The organism is Streptomyces corchorusii (assembly GCF_001514055.1).
Classification (GTDB): Bacteria; Actinomycetota; Actinomycetes; order Streptomycetales; family Streptomycetaceae; genus Streptomyces; species Streptomyces olivaceoviridis.
This window is the reverse complement of the sequence record NZ_KQ948376.1, coordinates 94218-110690: the sequence shown is the minus strand read 5'-3', so window position 1 is coordinate 110690 and position 16473 is coordinate 94218. Positions and strand designations below refer to the sequence as shown.

13 protein-coding genes are annotated in these 16473 nt (G+C 72.9%); 6 read left to right on the top strand and 7 right to left on the bottom strand.

Annotated features, from left to right (window positions below):
* Window position 1 precedes the first annotated feature (1 nt).
* The 3 genes from AQJ11_RS41470 (at window position 2) to AQJ11_RS41460 (ending at window position 4993) form a co-directional block, all read left to right on the top strand.
* Window positions 2-2362, top strand: a complete 2361-nt coding sequence (locus tag AQJ11_RS41470; RefSeq protein ID WP_244218629.1) for a SpoIIE family protein phosphatase — start codon at window positions 2-4, stop codon at window positions 2360-2362.
* Between the two features lie 364 nt (window positions 2363-2726).
* Window positions 2727-4358: a tannase/feruloyl esterase family alpha/beta hydrolase gene (locus tag AQJ11_RS41465; RefSeq protein WP_059266882.1), complete on the top strand. Its 1632-nt coding sequence runs from the start codon at window positions 2727-2729 to the stop codon at window positions 4356-4358.
* A gap of 44 nt (window positions 4359-4402) precedes the next feature.
* Window positions 4403-4993, top strand: coding sequence for a DUF308 domain-containing protein (locus tag AQJ11_RS41460; RefSeq protein ID WP_014668977.1), 591 nt, complete (start codon window positions 4403-4405; stop codon window positions 4991-4993).
* Between the two features lie 167 nt (window positions 4994-5160).
* Here AQJ11_RS41460 and AQJ11_RS41455 read toward each other — a convergent pair whose 3' ends face one another.
* From AQJ11_RS41455 to AQJ11_RS41445, 3 genes are all read right to left on the bottom strand, one after another.
* The gene (locus AQJ11_RS41455; RefSeq protein WP_059266881.1) at window positions 5161-6393 is read right to left on the bottom strand and encodes a cytochrome P450 family protein; all 1233 of its coding nucleotides are present in this window, start codon (window positions 6391-6393) and stop codon (window positions 5161-5163) included.
* A 185-nt stretch (window positions 6394-6578) separates the two neighbouring features.
* A complete protein-coding gene (locus AQJ11_RS41450; protein WP_059266880.1) occupies window positions 6579-7445 on the bottom strand; it encodes a Bax inhibitor-1/YccA family protein in 867 nt (288 codons plus the stop codon).
* A gap of 180 nt (window positions 7446-7625) precedes the next feature.
* Window positions 7626-8093, bottom strand: coding sequence for an SsgA family sporulation/cell division regulator (locus tag AQJ11_RS41445; RefSeq protein WP_059266879.1), 468 nt, complete (start codon window positions 8091-8093; stop codon window positions 7626-7628).
* 356 nt (window positions 8094-8449) lie between these two features.
* On the opposite strand from AQJ11_RS41445, the gene AQJ11_RS41440 reads away from it, so the two are divergent.
* Complete coding sequence (locus AQJ11_RS41440) at window positions 8450-9322, top strand: hypothetical protein (RefSeq protein WP_059266878.1); 873 nt, start codon at window positions 8450-8452, stop codon at window positions 9320-9322.
* Window positions 9323-9407: 85 nt separating this feature from the next.
* Here AQJ11_RS41440 and AQJ11_RS41435 read toward each other — a convergent pair whose 3' ends face one another.
* Window positions 9408-11105 (bottom strand): zinc-binding metallopeptidase family protein, encoded by a 1698-nt coding sequence (locus AQJ11_RS41435; RefSeq protein ID WP_014668972.1) that lies wholly within the window; start codon window positions 11103-11105, stop codon window positions 9408-9410.
* A 369-nt stretch (window positions 11106-11474) separates the two neighbouring features.
* On the opposite strand from AQJ11_RS41435, the gene AQJ11_RS41430 reads away from it, so the two are divergent.
* Complete coding sequence (locus tag AQJ11_RS41430) at window positions 11475-12884, top strand: DUF6461 domain-containing protein (RefSeq protein WP_059266902.1); 1410 nt, start codon at window positions 11475-11477, stop codon at window positions 12882-12884.
* A gap of 160 nt (window positions 12885-13044) precedes the next feature.
* Window positions 13045-13800, top strand: coding sequence for a dienelactone hydrolase family protein (locus tag AQJ11_RS41425; RefSeq protein WP_059266877.1), 756 nt, complete (start codon window positions 13045-13047; stop codon window positions 13798-13800).
* Window positions 13801-14055: 255 nt separating this feature from the next.
* On the opposite strand, the gene AQJ11_RS41420 is transcribed toward AQJ11_RS41425, so the two are convergent.
* The 3 genes from AQJ11_RS41420 to AQJ11_RS41410 form a co-directional block, all read right to left on the bottom strand.
* Entirely contained in the window at window positions 14056-14862 is an 807-nt protein-coding gene (locus AQJ11_RS41420; RefSeq protein WP_059266876.1) for a mycofactocin-coupled SDR family oxidoreductase, read from the bottom strand.
* 207 nt (window positions 14863-15069) lie between these two features.
* Window positions 15070-15495, bottom strand: a complete 426-nt coding sequence (locus tag AQJ11_RS41415; RefSeq protein WP_059266875.1) for a GAF domain-containing protein — start codon at window positions 15493-15495, stop codon at window positions 15070-15072.
* Window positions 15496-15742: 247 nt separating this feature from the next.
* The gene (locus tag AQJ11_RS41410; RefSeq protein ID WP_059266900.1) at window positions 15743-16432 is read right to left on the bottom strand and encodes a type VII secretion system-associated protein; all 690 of its coding nucleotides are present in this window, start codon (window positions 16430-16432) and stop codon (window positions 15743-15745) included.
* Window positions 16433-16473: the final 41 nt, after the last annotated feature.

Genomic DNA, 16473 nt, shown 5'->3' with positions numbered 1-16473 from the left:
CATGTCCCCCGAGGAGGGGCGGACCTGGCCGGAAGGGTTCATGGACGACCGCAGCGCTCCTGACGCCCGGTTCCCGGACGGCCGGGGGCCCGAGTCCCCAGGAGTGCCCGGCGACGAGCTGACGGCGGTGCTGCACCGTGCCGTGCACCAGGCCGCCCACCGCCTGCACGCCGTAGCGGCGGCCGTGTACCTGCTGACACCCGACGGCGGCGAACTGCGCGCCGCCGTGATCGGCGGCAGCCCGCCGTCCGTGCTGACGCTTCCCGGCCGGATGGGTCTCGACTCGCCCTACGCCTCCGCGCGCGCCCTGGCCGGGCGGTGTGTGGCGTTCCTGGCCGAACCGGATCCGCTCACCGAACCGGAGCACGGGGCGCTGGCCTACCCCTACACCGTCGCCTCGGTCCCCCTGGAGGCGGAAGGGCATCGCTTCGGTTCGCTGACCGTGCTGCGCACCGAGGACCGCGGGGGCTACAGCGACGCGGACTGCCGGGGGCTCACCCGGATCGGCGACCGGCTGGCCGTCCTGCTGGCCGGCCTCCACGCCCGCGGCGCCACGATCGCGCCCGGGAGCCTGCCCGTGCTGGTGCCGGTGTTCGGCACCGAACCGCCGGACGCGGCCGGGGCGCAGGCCGCCGTCCGGGGCGTGCCGGGTGTGCCCGGCTCCGCGGGGATGACCCTGCTGTACGCCCTTCAGCGGCTGACGGAGATGCTGAACCGGGCGACCACCATGGAACACGTCGTCGGAGCGGCGGAGTTCTGTGTCGTGGCGCCGATGCGCGCCACGGCGCTGGTACTGGCCTCGGCGGCCGAGGGCCGGCTGTGGGTCCTGGGCCACAGCGGGGACTCCTCGGACCTGGTGTCCGAGTTGCACGGCGGCGCTCTGCACACGGGCACGCCCGCCGCGCGGGCGATGCGGGGACGGGCGCTGTTCGTCCCGGGTTCCCCCCGCCCGCCGTCCACGGGCCGCCTCCCGGACGCCGCACCCGGAGCCCCGTCGAGCGGTGTGCCGCGCGCCGGCGCCGGCGACGGGCCGCACGCCGCCGCCTACCTGCCGCTCGTCGGCAGCCGGCACGTCGTCGATCTGCCGATGGCCGGCCCTGCCCCGGTCGTCGGGGTCTGCTGCCTGTCGTTCGACGGGCCGCGGACGTTCCCGCCCGAGGAGCGGGCCGTGCTGACCATGATGGCCGGGCTGCTGGGCGCGGCGGTTCAGCGCATCCGGCTCGGCGCCGCGCGCCGGATGCTCGCCGAGGGCATGCAGCGGCGGCTGCTGCCCGCCGTCCTCCCCGAGGCGCCCCGCCTGCCCACCACGGCCCGCTACCGGCCGGCCCAGGCCGCGTGCGGGGCCGGCGGGGACTGGTACGACGTGATCACGATGCCGGACGACCGCGTGATGCTGGTCATCGGGGACGTCGAGGGCCACACGCTGGAGAGCGCCGCCGTCATGGGCCAGTTGCGCACCTCGGTGGCCGCCTACGCCGCCGAGGGCCACGGGCCGGCCGCGCTGCTCGAACGTACCGACCGGCTGCTGTCCCGGCTGGGCACCGAGTTGCTCGCCACCTGCTGCGTGGTGGCCGTGGACACCGAGACGGGGGTGGCGGAGGTGGCGCTGGCCGGGCATCCGGTGCCGCTCGCCCGGCTGTCCGACGGCACCGTCCGTCCGCTGCGGGCACCGGCCAACGTGCCGCTCGGACTGCACGGGCGCACTCCCTACCGCTCCCAGGAGCACACCCTCGCGCCCGGAACCGTGCTCGCGCTGTACTCGGACGGAGTGCACGAACCGGATCACGACGTCGGCGCACGCCTGGACGCCGGCGGCCGTGGGGCGGGCGCCGACCTGGAGATCCTGGCGGACCGCCTGCTGGCGGACACCCCCGGCCGGCGGGACGACGCCGCGCTGCTGCTGGCCCGCTACGAGGGGGCGGACGACTCCGCGGCGCCCCGGACCGCGCGTTTCCACGTCCACCGGCGTGACCTGCGGGCGGTCAGGGCGGCCCGCGGCTTCGTGCACGAGTGCCTGTGCGACTGGGGTCTGGCCGATCTGTCGGACGACCTCGAACTCATCACCTCGGAACTCGTGACCAACGCGCTCATCCATGCGGGCAGCGATGTGGACCTGCGGCTGCGGGCGTTCGGTGACCGGGTCCGTCTGGAGGTGCGGGACGCGGACAGCGACCCGCCCGTGCCCACCGCCTACTCGCTCACCGACGAGGGCAGCGCGCGGGCGGAACACGGCCGCGGCCTGTACCTGGTCGACGCGTTGGCGCACACGTGGAACACCTCTCCGAGCGGCCGGGGCAAGACCGTCTGGCTGGAGCTGGACATCCCCGGGGCCGGGGCGGCGGCCCGGCCGACCGTCGAATGACCTAACAGCCCGTTTACGGAGCCCCGTCCGGAGCCGTGGCCACGGACCGTCAACTGACTGTGGCCGTCTCGTGGCCGCCCGGCCAGAGTGGGGCCACGGGCGCAGGGCAACCCTTCCCGCGGCCGTACGAGATATGACCGCGAGACATGTGACCGCCTCTTCCGTCACCAGTTAGACCGGTGATAGTGTGTCGCTCAGTCTTCGGCGCCCGAGGTCGTCTCGGGTCGCGTGCCGAGGTCGCGGATGAACGTGTGCGGACACCGCCCGCGGGGGGCCCGCCGACCTCAGCCAGATTCAGCTCATGTGCCGTGCACCTGCGTCGCCGCGGTCAGGCGCACACCTACTACTTCCGGGATGGAAACCAATGAGACGCACACTTCTGACTGTCCTCGCGGCGGGTGTTCCGCTGGCCGCGGCACTGTGGGTGCCGACCGCGTCCGCGGAGACGGCGAACACCGCCTCCGCGCCGCTCGGTTGCCGCTCGCTGCCCGTGAAGGCCCCCGCCGGTACGAAGGTGGAGAGCGTGACCGCGGTCAGCCACGCGGCGGGCACCGTGGACGTGCCCCCGGTCACCCCGCTGCCGGGGGCGCAGATCCCCGACGTACCGGCGTTCTGCGACGTCACGGTGACGTTGACCCACCCGGGCCGGGGCGACCACGCCAAGGTGCGCGTCTGGCTCCCGCTGAACGGCTGGAACGGCCGCCTCCAGACGATCGGCGGCCAGGCCTACGCCGCCGGCGACTACGGCGCGGGCCTGGCCGCCGCGGTCAAGAACGGTTACGCCGCCGCGACCACCGACGCCGGCGTCGGCACCTACATCGACACCAGCTGGGCCCTGACCGGCGAGGGCAAGGTCGACACGGCGCTGCTGAAGAACTTCGCCAGCCGCTCCGAGCACGAGGCCGCGGTCGTCGCCAAGGACGTCATCGACGGCTTCTACAACAGGCCCGCCTCCTACGCGTACTTCAACGGCTGCTCCACCGGCGGACGCCAGGGCTACATGGAGGCCCAGCGCTACCCCGACGACTACGACGGCATCCTCGCCAACGCGCCCGCCATCAACTGGGACGAGTTCGAGGTCGCCACCCTGTGGCCGCAGGTGGTCATGAACAACGAGAAGACCTACCCGACCTCCTGCGAGTTCAAGACCTTCACCGACGCCGCCGTCAAGGCCTGCGACCCGCTCGACGGCGTCAAGGACGGCCTGGTCAACGACCCGGCCCGGTGCGACTTCGACCCGCGCCGGCTGATCGGCACCAAGGTGGTGTGCGACGGCAAGGAGCTGACGATCACGGCGGCCGACGCGGCCGTGGTCCGCAAGATCTGGGACGGCCCGCGCACCGCGTCGGGCAGGAAGCTGTGGTCCGGCGTCCCGGTCGGGGCCGACCTGTCCGCCCTGGCCGGCGTCACCCCGCCGGACGCGAACGGCAACGTCGAGGGCGCCCCCTTCCCGGTGCCCGCCGCCTGGGTCCGGACCTGGGTGCAGAAGCAGCCGTCCTCCGACCTCACGAAGATCACCTACAGCGAGTTCACCCGGCTGTTCAAGCAGTCCGAGGCCGAGTACGACAAGATCATCGGCACCGACGACCCGGACCTGTCCGCCTTCCGCGAGTCCGGCGGCAAGCTGCTGAGCTGGCACGGCCGGGCCGACCAGTACATCCCCGACCAGGGCACGGTGACGTACCGCAAGCAGGTCGAGCGGGAGCTGGGCGGCGCCAAGAAGGTCGACGACTTCTACCGTCTCTTCCTCGCCCCGGGCACGGCGCACTGCGGCCTCAACAACGGCAGCGGCGCCGCGGCCGACGACCTCGGCGCGCTGCGCACCTGGGTCGAGAAGGGCAAGGCCCCCCGGACGCTGCCCGCCACCCTGATCAACGCCGAGCACAAGAGCGTCACCCGCGACCTGTGCAGCTACCCGTCGGTGTCCCGCTACGACGGCCACGGCGACCCGGCCGTCGCCTCCAGCTTCCGGTGCGTCCTGCCGTCCCGGCACTGACCCGACGACCGACCACCTGACCACCCGAGAAAGGCCCCACACCCATGAGCACGCAGACAGCGGCACCGGCGAACCCGACGGCGGCCGAGGGACGTTCCTCCCTGCTGAGGCTGTACCTGGGCCGCGGCGTGCTGGCCGTGGCGTGGGCCCTGGCGTTCGCCGGAGCCCATGAGAACGTCGACGCCGTGGCCATCACCCTGCTGGTCGTCTACCCGCTGATCGACGCGGTGTCCTCGCTGATCGACTACCGCGCCACCCCCGCCGGTTCCGAGCGCCGGGTCACCGCGTTCAACGGGGCGCTCAGCACGCTGGCCGCCATCGCGGTCGGTATCGCCGGGGCCGGTGGCGTCGCGCCGGTGCTCCATGTGTTCGGTGCCTGGGCCGTCGTCTCCGGTGCCGCCCAGGTGGTCGTCGGGCTGCGGCGGCGCGGTCCCGAGCTGGGCAGGCAGTGGCCGACCCTGATCTCGGGCGGACTGTCCTTCCTGGTCGGCTTCGTCTACAACGTCCAGGCCGCGGGCGACAATCCCTCGCTCGACGTGCTGTCCGTCTACGCGACGGGCGGCGGGGTGTGGTTCATCCTCCAGGCCCTCCTGCTGGGCTGGAAGGCCCGCCAGTTGCGCACCCGGACCGTCTGACCACCCCTGACCGGAGCCGTCCCGGCCCGCGCCCCGTGGCGCGGGCCGGGACTTTTTGGTGCGCCGGGGCCGGGGCGCGCGGGCCGGGCCTCTTGGCCGGTTGCCGGTTGCCGGTTGCTGGTGGCCAGTTGCCGGCGCCCGGTGGGTGGTTGGGTGGCCGGGGGCCGTCAGCCGACGCGGTAGCGCACCGGAAGGGACAGCACGCCGCGGATGATCCCGGAACCGATCCAGTCGAGCGAGTCCGGCGGTACGGCCAGTTCCAGCTCGGGGACGCGGGACAGCAGGGTGCGCAGGGCGATGGCCGTCTCCAGGCGGGCGAGCGGGGCGCCGAGGCAGTGGTGGATGCCGTGCCCGAAGGCCAGGTGGCGGGCGTTCGACCGGGTCACGTCGAGAACGGCGGGGTCGTCGCCGTCGGGGTGCGGGGCGTCGTGCCCGGCCGAGCCGAGCGCGACGACGACCATGCTGCCCCGGGGGATCGGCACGCCGCCCAGTTCGAGGTCCTCCGAGGCGTAGCGGCTCGTGGAGCGCTCGACGGACGTGTCGTAGCGCAGGAACTCCTCCACCGCGCCGGGCACCAGCTCGGGCCGCTCGCGCAACAGCCGTAGCTGGCCGGGGTGTCGCAGCAGGGCCAGCACGGCGTTGCCCAGCAGGTGCACCGTGCTCTCGTGGCCCGCGACGACCAGCATCATGGCCGTGCCGACCAGTTCCTCCTCGGAGAGCCGGCCGTCCTCCTCGTCGCGCACGGCCACCAGGGCGGACAGCAGGTCGTCCTGGGGCCGGCGGCGTTTGTCCGCGACCAGGCCGGCCAGCAGCCCGTGCAGAGCGGCCAGCGCCGGGCGGTGCTCGGGCGAGGCCACCTGGAGGGCCTGCCCCGACCAGCGGCGGAAGTCCAGGTGGTACCGGGGCGGGATGCCGAGGAGTTCGGCGATGACCGTGGCGGGCAGCGGGGCGTTGAAGGCCTCGACGAGGTCCAGCTCGCCCGACGGCGGCATCGCGTCGATCAGGTCGTGGGCGATCCGCTCGATGCGCGGTGCCAGTTCGGCCGTACGGCGGGGAGTGAAGGCGGCCGAGGCCAGCCGGCGCAGCCGGGTGTGCTCGGGCGGGTCGGCCTCCATCATCTGCGCGCCGAGCCCCACCGAGGGCTGGTGCAGGACGTATCCGGCGGCGGCCAGGGCCTCGGCGGCGGGCGTGGCGTCCTTGAGCAGGGCGGGATGGGTCAGCGCCTCCCGGGCCAGGTCGTGGCCGACGATCACCCAGCCCTTGAGACCGAGGTGGAACTCGGCCGGGTGGATGGGGCCGAGCCGCCGGAGCCGGGCGTACCGCGCGGGGGAGTCCGCCTTGAAGGCGTGATCGATGACCACCCTGCCGTCCTGGTACGGGCAGTGCTCGTGCGCGCTCATGGGTGCCTCTCACATTCTGGCGGTCCGGGGCCGCCCGGGGCGGGCCCGGACGGCACCCGACGCGCTGTCAGGTCGTCGTGACGGGAGAACGAACCGGGTTCGGCATTGGTTCAGCCTGCCCGGCCCGCGGACGGGCATACCGAAGGGGCATGCGCACCGCGCATGCCCCTTCGGCGTCCGGCAACTCAGTTGTCGCTGTTGAGGATGGTCAGCACCTGGAGCACCTCCAGGTAGATCCACACCAGGGTCGTGGTGAGACCGAAGGCGGCCAGCCACGCCTCCTCGCGGGGTGCGCCGTAGGCGACGGCGTCTTCGACCTGCTTGAAGTCCAGGGCGAGGAAGGCCGCGCCGAGCAGGATGCCGAGCACGCCGAAGAGGATGCCGAGGCCGCCGCTGTGGAAGCCGAGCCCGTTGCCGGCGCCGAAGGCGGAGAAGAGGAGGTCGGCGGCGAGCAGCAGCAGGAATCCGGTCGCGGCGGAGGCGACGAACCCGGCGAAGCGCCGGTCGATGCGGATCCAGCGCATCCGGTAGGCGATGAGGACGCCGGCGGACACGGCGAAGGTGCCGAGCACCGCCTGGACGACCACGCCCGGCGCGATGTACGTCGAGGTGGCGCTGGAGACGACGCCGAGGAAGACCCCCTCGAACGCCGCGTACCCGAGGATAAGCGCCGGGGACGGCGCCCGCTTGAACGCCTGGATCATCGACAGGACGAAGGCGATCAGGGCGGCGCCCACGGCGAGGCCGTAGGACCGGCCGATGTTCGCCTCGTCGACGGGCAGCAGGAGCCAGGACAGCACCGCCGTCAGCGCCACGGTGCCGAGCGTGGTCGCGGTGCGGACGACGACGTCGTCCATCGTGATCGCGGTCCGCGTGGTCCGTACGCCGGCGTCGGGGCCCGCGCCGGCGGCCGGGGCGTAGGGGTTGGTCGGGTAGTCGTCCGCCGGCCGGCCTCCGGCCGTGGCGCCCACCGGGTGACGCGTGTGTGCGTCGGCCGGGGCGGCATCACGGGCGGCGCCCCAGCGGGAGAAGACCGGGTTGGTGCTCTTCACGTCGTTCCTCCTCGTCCGCCGCGCGTGCGGCCTGCGGCACAGTGGTGTCCTCGGGCGTCCGGGGTGGCATACGTGTGACCGTGCCGCCCGCCGGACCGGCGTCCGGTCCATCCTGCGCGTCACCACTCTGACAGGTGACGCAATCGGGCGCAAGTCGTCCCTGCCCGGGCCCGGTCGCGCTCACTCGGACGGCGCCGCCGGGCCGTCGAGCAACCGGAGGAGGAAGTCGTCCCAGTTCAGACCGTCCATCTCCGCCTCGGCCGAGGTGATCCGGTAGGTGGCCTCCAGCCACTCGGCGAGCGGCCCGGTGGGCAGCTCGAAGAGGGCCTCCACCTCCGGCGATTCGAGAAGCAGCCAGGACGAGGGGCGCTCCCCGGGCAGCGTCGGCCACATCCGCACCTCGCCGCAGCCGCTCATCGACGTCAGGCCGCGGTGGAGCAGTTCGCGGCCGATCCGCCAGACGAGACTCGGTCCCCGCTCCGCCAGGAACTCGACGGTGATCACCGCGGGCATGTCCGCGTCGAACCGGAACTCCGCTCGCATGGGCTGCCGGGTGAACTCGTCGAGCATCTGGTCGAGTTCCAGGAGCAGCGACGGCAGATGCCGGGGCGTCGACCGCGCCCGCAGGGGTGACTGATCACGGTGCATGACGGGAGTTCCCCTCCGTGGTAGGAAGTCTGCGCCTCCCACTGTTCGCCCGGGGGCGCAACCCGCACATCGGTCAGTTGACGGTCAAGGGACGAGGCGCGGTGGGGCAGCCGATGACGCGCGGACGCGCCGTACGGAGCGGGAGGAACGTGACGTAAGTCAATGTGCTGCCCCGCGCCGGCAAGCGGCCGAGCGGCCGGTGCCGGCGGGCTGCGACCACGGTGGATGTATCTTCGAGTTCATACGTGCCTCAATCGGCGATGTCCCACATCTGGACGACGGTCGTCGCCGGCACGCATCCGTGCGGGTCCCGCCGCACACCGACGTGCACCGTGAAGTGGGGGGTCGCCTCAGTCATGTCCTCGTCCTACGACCGCGCCCGTACCGGCCGTCACCGCGCGCCCTCGGCCGGCGACCGGTTGCGCGCACTGCTCGCCGACTCCGGCAGGCGTCTGCCGCTCCCCGCGGTCGCCCTGGTCGCCGCGGTCTCCGTCAGCGGATGCGGAACCACCGGCGCGACCACCGCCGAACCCGTCCACGGGGCCCGGGCCGCCGCACCGGACGCGGCGCCGAGCGGCGCGCCGCCGGCCGCACCGGGCGTCCCCCGTACGGTGACGGCGGCCGACCCGGTCTCCGCCCCCGAGACACACCTTCCCGGCGTGGGCCCGAGGACGTCGGCCCGCATCCCCGCGAACGCGCGGCAGGTCGTGCTGGTCACCGGCGAGGACAAGGACTCCTCCCGCTCCCGGGTGGTGCTGTACCGGAAGACGGCGTCCGGCTGGGAGGGCGGTGCGACCTGGCAGGCCCACAACGCCCTCAAGGGCTGGACGACGGACCACCACCTCGGCGATCTCCGCTCGCCCATCGGGGTGTTCACGCTCAGCGACGCGGGCGGTCTGCTGGCCGACCCGGGCACGAGACTTCCGTACACGCGCTCCGGCGGGTTCGCGGTCGGTGGCACGGGCTTCGAGGGCGAATCCCTCGCCGGGTCCTTCGACTACGTCGTCGCCATCGACTACAACCGCGTGAGGGGCACGTCCCCGCTCGACTGGAGCCGCCCCCAGGGCGCGGACAAGGGCGGCGGCGTATGGCTGCACGTCGACCACGGCGGCCCGACCCACGCGTGTGTGAGCCTGTCGCAGGAGCACATGAGGCAGTTGCTGCGCACGCTGGACCCGGCGCTGCACCCGGTGATCGTGATGGGGGACGCCGCCTCGCTGGCACGGTGACCGCCGCACCCACCGGTGCGGCACGAACCCGCCCGTGGCCGGCAGGGACCGGCCACGGGCGGGTTCGGGTGGGAGCCGTCGGATGTCAGGTGACGGGCGGGAGGTTGGGGCCCGTCGTGCCGAGCTGCTCGGTGGACACCACCGGAGGCACCGGCCAGGTCACGCCCTTCGGCGGCCAGCTCTGCCCGGTCGCCTTCAGGAACTCGGCCGGCGGCTCGTACAGCGGTGGCTGGTTGCCGTCAGGGATCATCGAGGCCCATGCGACGCCCTCGGTACGGTCCTTGAACTCCTGCTTCATCGCGTCCAGTTGCTCCGGCTGCTCGATCAGGTCGACCGCGGCCGCCGCCAGGTAGCGGGCGGCGGACAGCAGCGCCTGGTGGCCGATGTTCGTGGCGGCCGTCGCGGTGACACCCCAGTTGTGGTTCGGGATGCCGGGCGGGTAGGCGGCCGACAGCAGCACGGCGGTGGGCGCCTGCCAGCTGATGTCGGCGGTGTCGGTGGCCAGTCCGCCGGTGTAGGCGGCGGCCGGGGGAGCGAGCGGGGTCAGCTCGGTCGGCATGCCCACCTCGGGCTTGCCCAGGGACTTCTGGATGCTCTTGGCCAGGGCGTGGTCGGCGTCGGTGAACTGGGGGGCGCCTATCTGCCGCATGTTGTCGTTGAGCAGTTCCGCGCCGGCCTTGTTGGCCAGCAGGTTCCACGTCGCGGCGTGGAACTTGTGCACCAGGCGGGTCTGGCTGGCCTGGGCGGCGGCCTTCCCGCACTCCACGATCTTGTCGTAGAGCACCTGGGCGCGCGCCGGGCTGCCCTCGCGGACGAAGAACCAGATGGAGCACATGTCCGGGGTCACGTTCGGCGCGCCGCCGCCGTTGATGATCGCGTAATGGAAACGCCCGGACGGGGCGACGTTCTTCTCGCGCAGGTACTCCGACATCGTCGCCATCAGCAGCGCGCCGTCCAGACCGCTCTTGTTGCCGAGCGGGGTGCCGCCGTGACCGGAGGCGCCCAGGAAGGTGAAGGTGGCCGAGATCAGCGCGCTGGTGGTGTTCCAGAACGGCACCGTGATGTTGAACGGGTGCCAGTCAAGGAACGCGTCGAGGCCGTCGTACACCCCCTCCTTGACGGCGTACGCCTTGCCGACGAGCTGTTCCTCGCCCGCGCTGCCGAACAGCTTGACCCGGGCCTTGAGACCGTTCGCCCGGATCGCCTGGGCGACGGCGATGGCGGCGGCGGTGCCGCCCGCGCCGAGGGTGTTGTGGGCGTCGCCGTGGCCGGCGCCGTAAGTGGGGCCGTAGGCGTCGTAGTTGTAGACGAGGGGGTCGTGGGTGCCCACACCCTTCTTCTGGGACAGGCCGGGCAGCGCGTCGTACTCGGCGTTGAAGCCGAGGACGGGTCCCTCCGTGCCGTACGTGGCGACGAAGGCGGTCGGGAAGCCGGCCGCACCCCACTCGATGGTGAAGCCGTTGTCCTTCAGCAGTCTGGCGTGGGCGAGGGAGGACTTCCACTCGCGCAGCGACAGCTCCGCGTGCTGCCACACCTCGTCGCTGAGCTTCTTGACCGCGTCCTCGTTGGCCGAGATCCAGTCGAGCGCGGTCTGCTTGGCGGCGGTGTTCCGCGCCAGCCCCTTGGGGGCACGGTACGAGGCCGGAGAGACACCGGTCTTCTCGTCGTACCCGAGCGTCGCGGCGAGCACCGGGTCGGCCTGGAGGATGGTCGCGGTGGTCGCGGTGGCACCCAGCCCGAACATCTTCAGCAGGCGTCGGCGGCCGGGGTGGAAGTCGTTCACGTCAGTCTTGTCCTCGCGGTGTGAGGGCAGAGCCGGACGACCGGCTCCGTGACATGTGGTCGTGGCATGTCGCCGGACGATCATATGTGTCTACGCGGAGAAACAGCAGGTGTTTCCAGGCCCAACTCGGCTGTGTGTACGATTCCTTCGCAGCGGAACCCGGGGCCAGGAGCCCCGGGGCGGGGCAGACCGACCCGAGTCCGAGCCCACGGGTGTGAACCTCCCGGCATCCCGGATCCGTTGTCGTTCGGGAAGCTCCGCCGCGCGATCGAGGTGCGGCGGACCCGGCGGCCGTCCCTTTCTCCCCCGGTGGGACGGCCGCCTTCCGTTGCGCGCACCGCCGCGCTGTCCGACCCCCTGGAGGCCGTGATGAGCACCACCGACACGACCGTGCTGAGGGCGGGCCGCCCCCTCGTCCTCGCGTCCCTGGTGTCGCCCGGCGGCGGCTACGCCCTGGAGCACCGGCGCGACGGCACGGCCGTCCTGCGGGACCGCGTCCAGGGGCGCGACCTGTGGCACGTGGGCGTCCCCGGCACGGCGCCGGGGCAGCTCACCCTCCTCGACGACGGGCGTCTGGTGCTGGAGGCTTGGCCCAGGGTGCCCGTCTGGATCTCGGCGGACCCCGACCCCAGAGCGGTCACCGCCATGGTCACCGACCAGGGGCGCCTCGTCCTCACCGACCCGGACGGCGGTCTGCGCTGGAGCCGGGATCCGGTGAGCGAGGCCCAGCTGGCCGCCCACCGTCCCGCGACCGGGGACCGGCTGCTGCCCGGTCAGGTGCTGTCCGAGCCGCTCGTCTCCCCGAACGGGCAGTACCGGCTCAGCCACACCCCGGACGGCGAGACCGTTCTCAGCGCACCCGGTGACGGGAGGGACCGCTACGTCTGGTCGCGTAGCGTGAAGGCACCCGGCGAACTGACCCTGGGCACCGACGGCATCCTGCGCGCCGGCACCAACTCCATGGTCCTGCTGCGCTGGACCGGCCGCTACCGGCTGGATCCGGAGGCCGTCCGGATCTCCGCGGTGGTGGTGCGCGACCGGGGAGACATCGTGCTGCTCGACGAGAACGGCGACGAACTCCACGACAGCGGGTCGGCCGCGGAGGAGGCCCGGCTCGACAAGCTCCGCCGCTCGGAGGACCGCAGACGGGCCCGTGAGGCCGCCAGGCCCGTGCGCCCGGCCGGCACCGGCCTGCCCCGGGACTGGTTCGACCTGCTGGACCTGTCCGAGGGCCCGTACACCCTCACGCTGGTGAAGCACACCGACGAAGGGGAGGTCCTGCGGAGCCTGGGCGCCCCGGCCGAGGCGATCAGGGCCACCACGTACCGGGACCTGCTCCAGGCGTCCCTCCGGGATCCGGACAGCGACTGCGCGAGCGCGTTCGCGGTGCGCACGGGTGACCACGTCGTCCTCGTCGAGCCGTGCGGCTACCAGGCCGTGGAACGCGGGAAGGACCTGTCCCGCGGGACCGACGCGATCGTCTGCTACCTGGACTACGACGGCTGGCAGTCCCTCGCCTGGTACCGGGACGGGAAGCTGCTCGCCGGGTACGGGGAGGACGACTCCACCCGGCTGGAGCGCGGCAAGGCGGCCCCCAGGGGAGCGGAGCGGAGCGTCTTCGTGCCGTTCATGGAGGAGATCGGCATGGGCCGGTACCGCCAGGACGAGGAGAGCGCCTTCCTGCCGCCGGCCGTCGAGGTGGCCTTCCTGGCGGCGCGGGTACGGCCGAGCGGCGAGGACTTCGACGGCGCGCACGCCGGTGCCGTGTTCGGCATATGACATCGGCCTGCGTGCCCGCCCCGCCCGCGCGAGACACCTATATCGATTGGTCAGGGCGACCGGGAATCGCGGAACGAACACGTGTGTTCGACATGTGTGAGTGGAGCGGTGTGCCGTGGTGCCGCCGCCCGTCCCGACCGCACTGAGAGGCAGCCCCGCCATGAGCACCCTGAGCAGAACGTCCGTGGAGATCGCCACCGCCGACGGAACCGCCGACGCGTATCTCGTCCACCCGGACGACGGGAAGGCACATCCAGGTGTGCTCATGTACCAGGACGCGTTCGGGCTGCGCCCGCATCTGAAGGCTATGGCCGACCGGCTGGCGGAGTCCGGCTACACGGTGCTCGTCCCCAACGTCTTCTACCGGCACGGTCCCGCCCCGGTCGTGGAACTGCCCGAGTTCATCGACATGGAGGCCCGGCCGGACATCGTGGAGAAGATCGTCCCGGTCATGGAGTCGCTCACGCCGGACCTGATCGAGCGCGACGCGGGGGCCTACCTGGCGTGGCTCGCGGACGCTGCGCCGGTGGCGGACGGACCGGTGGGCATCACCGGCTACTGCATGGGCGCCCGGCTCGCGCTGTACACGGCCGGCACCCACGCCGACCGGGTGGCCGCGGCGGCCGGCTTCCACGGCGGCTGGCTCGCCGGCGAGGCGCCCGACAGCCCGCACCTGCTCGCCGGCCGGGTCACGGCCGAGCTGTACTTCGCGCACGCCGACGACGATCCCTCGATGCCCGGGGAGCAGGTCGACCGCCTGGAGCAGGCGCTCACCGAGGCAGGCGTCAAGCACCGGTGCGAGGTCTACAAGGGCGCGCACCACGGCTACACCCAGTCCGACACCGCCGCCTACAACCCCGCGGCGGCCGAGCGGCACTGGACGGAGCTCCTCGCCCTGTTCGCCCGCACCCTCTGAGAGCCCGGCGCCGGACCATGATGCCGATGCCGGTCCCTTCGGTCCCTGCGGCAGGGCGCGGTTTCCACGGATGACGGCCGAGCCCGGTCGTACCACGGCGAGCGGTGCCGTGCTACGACCCGGGTGAGGGGTTCGCCGAGGGAACGACGGCGCATGGAGCTTCCCGCCGCCGGCCGTGGGGTCTGCGATACGACGTCCGAACGGACGCGCCGGGCTCCGCCGGTGCTCTCGGACCCCGGGGAGCGCGGCGCGCGGTCAGTGACTGATCAGGCCGGCGTTCACGGGCATGGCCGTACCGGTGACGTACCGGGACGCGTCGGACGCCAGGTACAGCACCGCGTTGCTGACGTCCGCGGGCTCGACGGTGTCGGCCTCGAACCCGCGGCGGAACGCGGACTCCCCCCGCAGGCCCGCCTGTACGTCCGCCACCGCGGGCAGGGTCTGCGGCATGCCCGTTCCCGACACGCCGGTCGGGCGGACCGCGTTGACCCGGATGCCCTCCTCGATCAGTTCGGCGGACAGCGAGCGCACCAGCCCGAAGACACCGTGCTGAGAGGCCGTGTACGCCTCCGCGCAGGGCAGGCCCTCGACGCTGGCGACCGAGCCGGTGACCACGACCGAACCGCCGCCGCGGGCCTGGAGATGGGGAATCGTGGCGACCATCGTGTTCCAGGTGCCGGTGAGGTTCACCCCCATCACGGCCTCCCACTGCTGCCCGTCGGTGTCGTTCCACCGTCCGAACGCCGCCACACCCGCGTTGGCCACCACGATGTCCAGGCCCCCGAGTTCGGCGACCCCGGCTTCCACCGCCTCCGTGAGGGCCCGCCGCTCCCGGACGTCCACCTCGGCCGTCACGACCCGGCGGCCCGCCTCGACCACCAGGTCCCCGGTGGTGCGCAGATCGTCGAGGGTGGCCATCGGGTAGTCGATGCCGGCGACCGGCGCGCAGATGTCCAGCGCGATGATGTCGGCGCCCTCCTCGGCGAGGCGTACGGCGTGGCTGCGGCCCAGCCCGCGTGCCGCGCCCGTCACCAGTGCGATCTTGTTCTCCAGACGTTGCATACCGTCTCCTCGAAGAAGAAGTGTGTCCGCCGCCGCAGGGACGAGGCCGTCCACCGAGCCGGTGCACGAGCGGCGGGCCGGTCAGGCCGGCTCGGGGAGCCGGGGTTGTTCCGGCCCGCTCACTAGGGACACGGAATCCGGGGGCGCCGGGGATCACATGTCCGTCGCGGGGCACGGCGGGCGGCGGCGGACCGCCGTCCGGGCCGATCAGACCGGTGGCACTGTGACGGGCAGGGAGGTCGCGTCCTCGGCGATCGAGGCGAGTTCACCGTCGATCAGTTCGCGTTCGTCCAGCCAGGCCAGGCCGACCACGGCGCGGACCGTGCCGTCGTCGTCGTGCACGGGCAGGGCGACGGCGGCCTTGCCGTCCACGGCCCTGGCCCCCGGCTCGACCGCGCCGCTGTCGTCCTCCCTGAGGTTGCAGGTCTGGACCGGCCGGTCGCGTTCCCAGGCGAGGCCCGCCATTCCCTTGCCGAGCGGGATGCGCGCGGTGACCTCCTGCACGCGGGGCGGGATGTTGTGCGCCGCGGCGATGTGCAGCAGGTCCTCGCGCACCACGTGGACCGTGCCGGCGACGGCCGTGTGGCGATCGAGCAGACCGCGCAGCCATGTGTGGGTCGATTCGTCGAGCATGGCGGCGATCGTACGGCAGCCGACGCGCAAACATGTGCCGGACACGTGAGGGGACACATGTGCAGGGTGTGCCGGGGGTGCGCCGGGGGCCCGGAGGCGCCCTGAAGGGGACGTCGTCGCCGTGCCGGGGAGCAGCGTGACCTGGCCCGGCACCGGCTGCCGTGCGACCCGCTCGGCGCGCTGGGATCCACATTCCGACGGGCCGGCTGGTCTGGGGCCGCCTCGGCCTGACCCGCCGGCCGGCGGGTCAGGGACCGACGGAGGCCTGAAGCGGCTCCTCGGCCTGAGCGGACTGTGTGGGCACGGGCACGAAGGGCGGTGCGAGGTCCGGCGACAGGTCCTCCGGACGTTCGGCTTCGGCCGATGACCGGGCCAACGTCTCCCGCAACGCCTCGGTCCGCACGCGCATGGCGACCGGACCGGCGGGGTTGAGGTAGAACTCGTGGCCGTCCGGGAGCCCGTCCAGCAGCTCGGCGACGGGCGCCGTACGCGCGGTCAGACGGCCGACGCCCAGCATCTGGTCCGCGGCCGTGTAGACGGGGACCACCTCGGCGCCGTCCTGGGAGAGGGCGGTGACGAAGGAGCCGTCCAGCGTGGTGAGGACGGCGACCTCCTCGGCCTCGACAAGAGCCCGCAGGACTGCGTCGACCGGCCCGTGTCCGGTGGCGGCCCACTGCATGGCCTGGTCGACCGGGTCCGTCGGATCGGGCCAGCCCAGCGCCAGCGGGGACGGCCGGTAGTCGTCGTTCGCGCGCCAGGCGACGACCTGCCCCCCGGAATCACTCTGCCACTCACCGACGACCGCCCAGGCGGGCACCTCCTCCTCGTCCGCCCAGAGCGGATCGAGCTCGGTGAGCCACTGGCCGCGCGCGACCTTCGCTGCACTGAGGATTTCCGGTGGAGGTGCGGGGAGGACGGCGTCGAGCACTTCGGGCATTTCGGGTACCTCGGGTTGATCGGGCATCGTCATCGGGTGTT

Bases quoted from the DNA above. Each gene is read 5' to 3' on its own strand.
- AQJ11_RS41470 (WP_244218629.1), top strand. From the start codon at position 2: ATGTCCCCCGAGGAGGGGCGGACCTGGCCGGAAGGGTTCATGGACGAC.
- AQJ11_RS41465 (WP_059266882.1), top strand. From the start codon at position 2,727: ATGAGACGCACACTTCTGACTGTCCTCGCGGCGGGTGTTCCGCTGGCC.
- AQJ11_RS41460 (WP_014668977.1), top strand. From the start codon at position 4,403: ATGAGCACGCAGACAGCGGCACCGGCGAACCCGACGGCGGCCGAGGGA.
- AQJ11_RS41455 (WP_059266881.1), bottom strand. From the start codon at position 6,393: ATGAGCGCGCACGAGCACTGCCCGTACCAGGACGGCAGGGTGGTCATC.
- AQJ11_RS41445 (WP_059266879.1), bottom strand. From the start codon at position 8,093: ATGCACCGTGATCAGTCACCCCTGCGGGCGCGGTCGACGCCCCGGCAT.
- AQJ11_RS41440 (WP_059266878.1), top strand. From the start codon at position 8,450: ATGTCCTCGTCCTACGACCGCGCCCGTACCGGCCGTCACCGCGCGCCC.
- AQJ11_RS41430 (WP_059266902.1), top strand. From the start codon at position 11,475: ATGAGCACCACCGACACGACCGTGCTGAGGGCGGGCCGCCCCCTCGTC.
- AQJ11_RS41425 (WP_059266877.1), top strand. From the start codon at position 13,045: ATGAGCACCCTGAGCAGAACGTCCGTGGAGATCGCCACCGCCGACGGA.
- AQJ11_RS41420 (WP_059266876.1), bottom strand. From the start codon at position 14,862: ATGCAACGTCTGGAGAACAAGATCGCACTGGTGACGGGCGCGGCACGC.
- AQJ11_RS41415 (WP_059266875.1), bottom strand. From the start codon at position 15,495: ATGCTCGACGAATCGACCCACACATGGCTGCGCGGTCTGCTCGATCGC.
- AQJ11_RS41410 (WP_059266900.1), bottom strand. From the start codon at position 16,432: ATGCCCGAAGTGCTCGACGCCGTCCTCCCCGCACCTCCACCGGAAATC.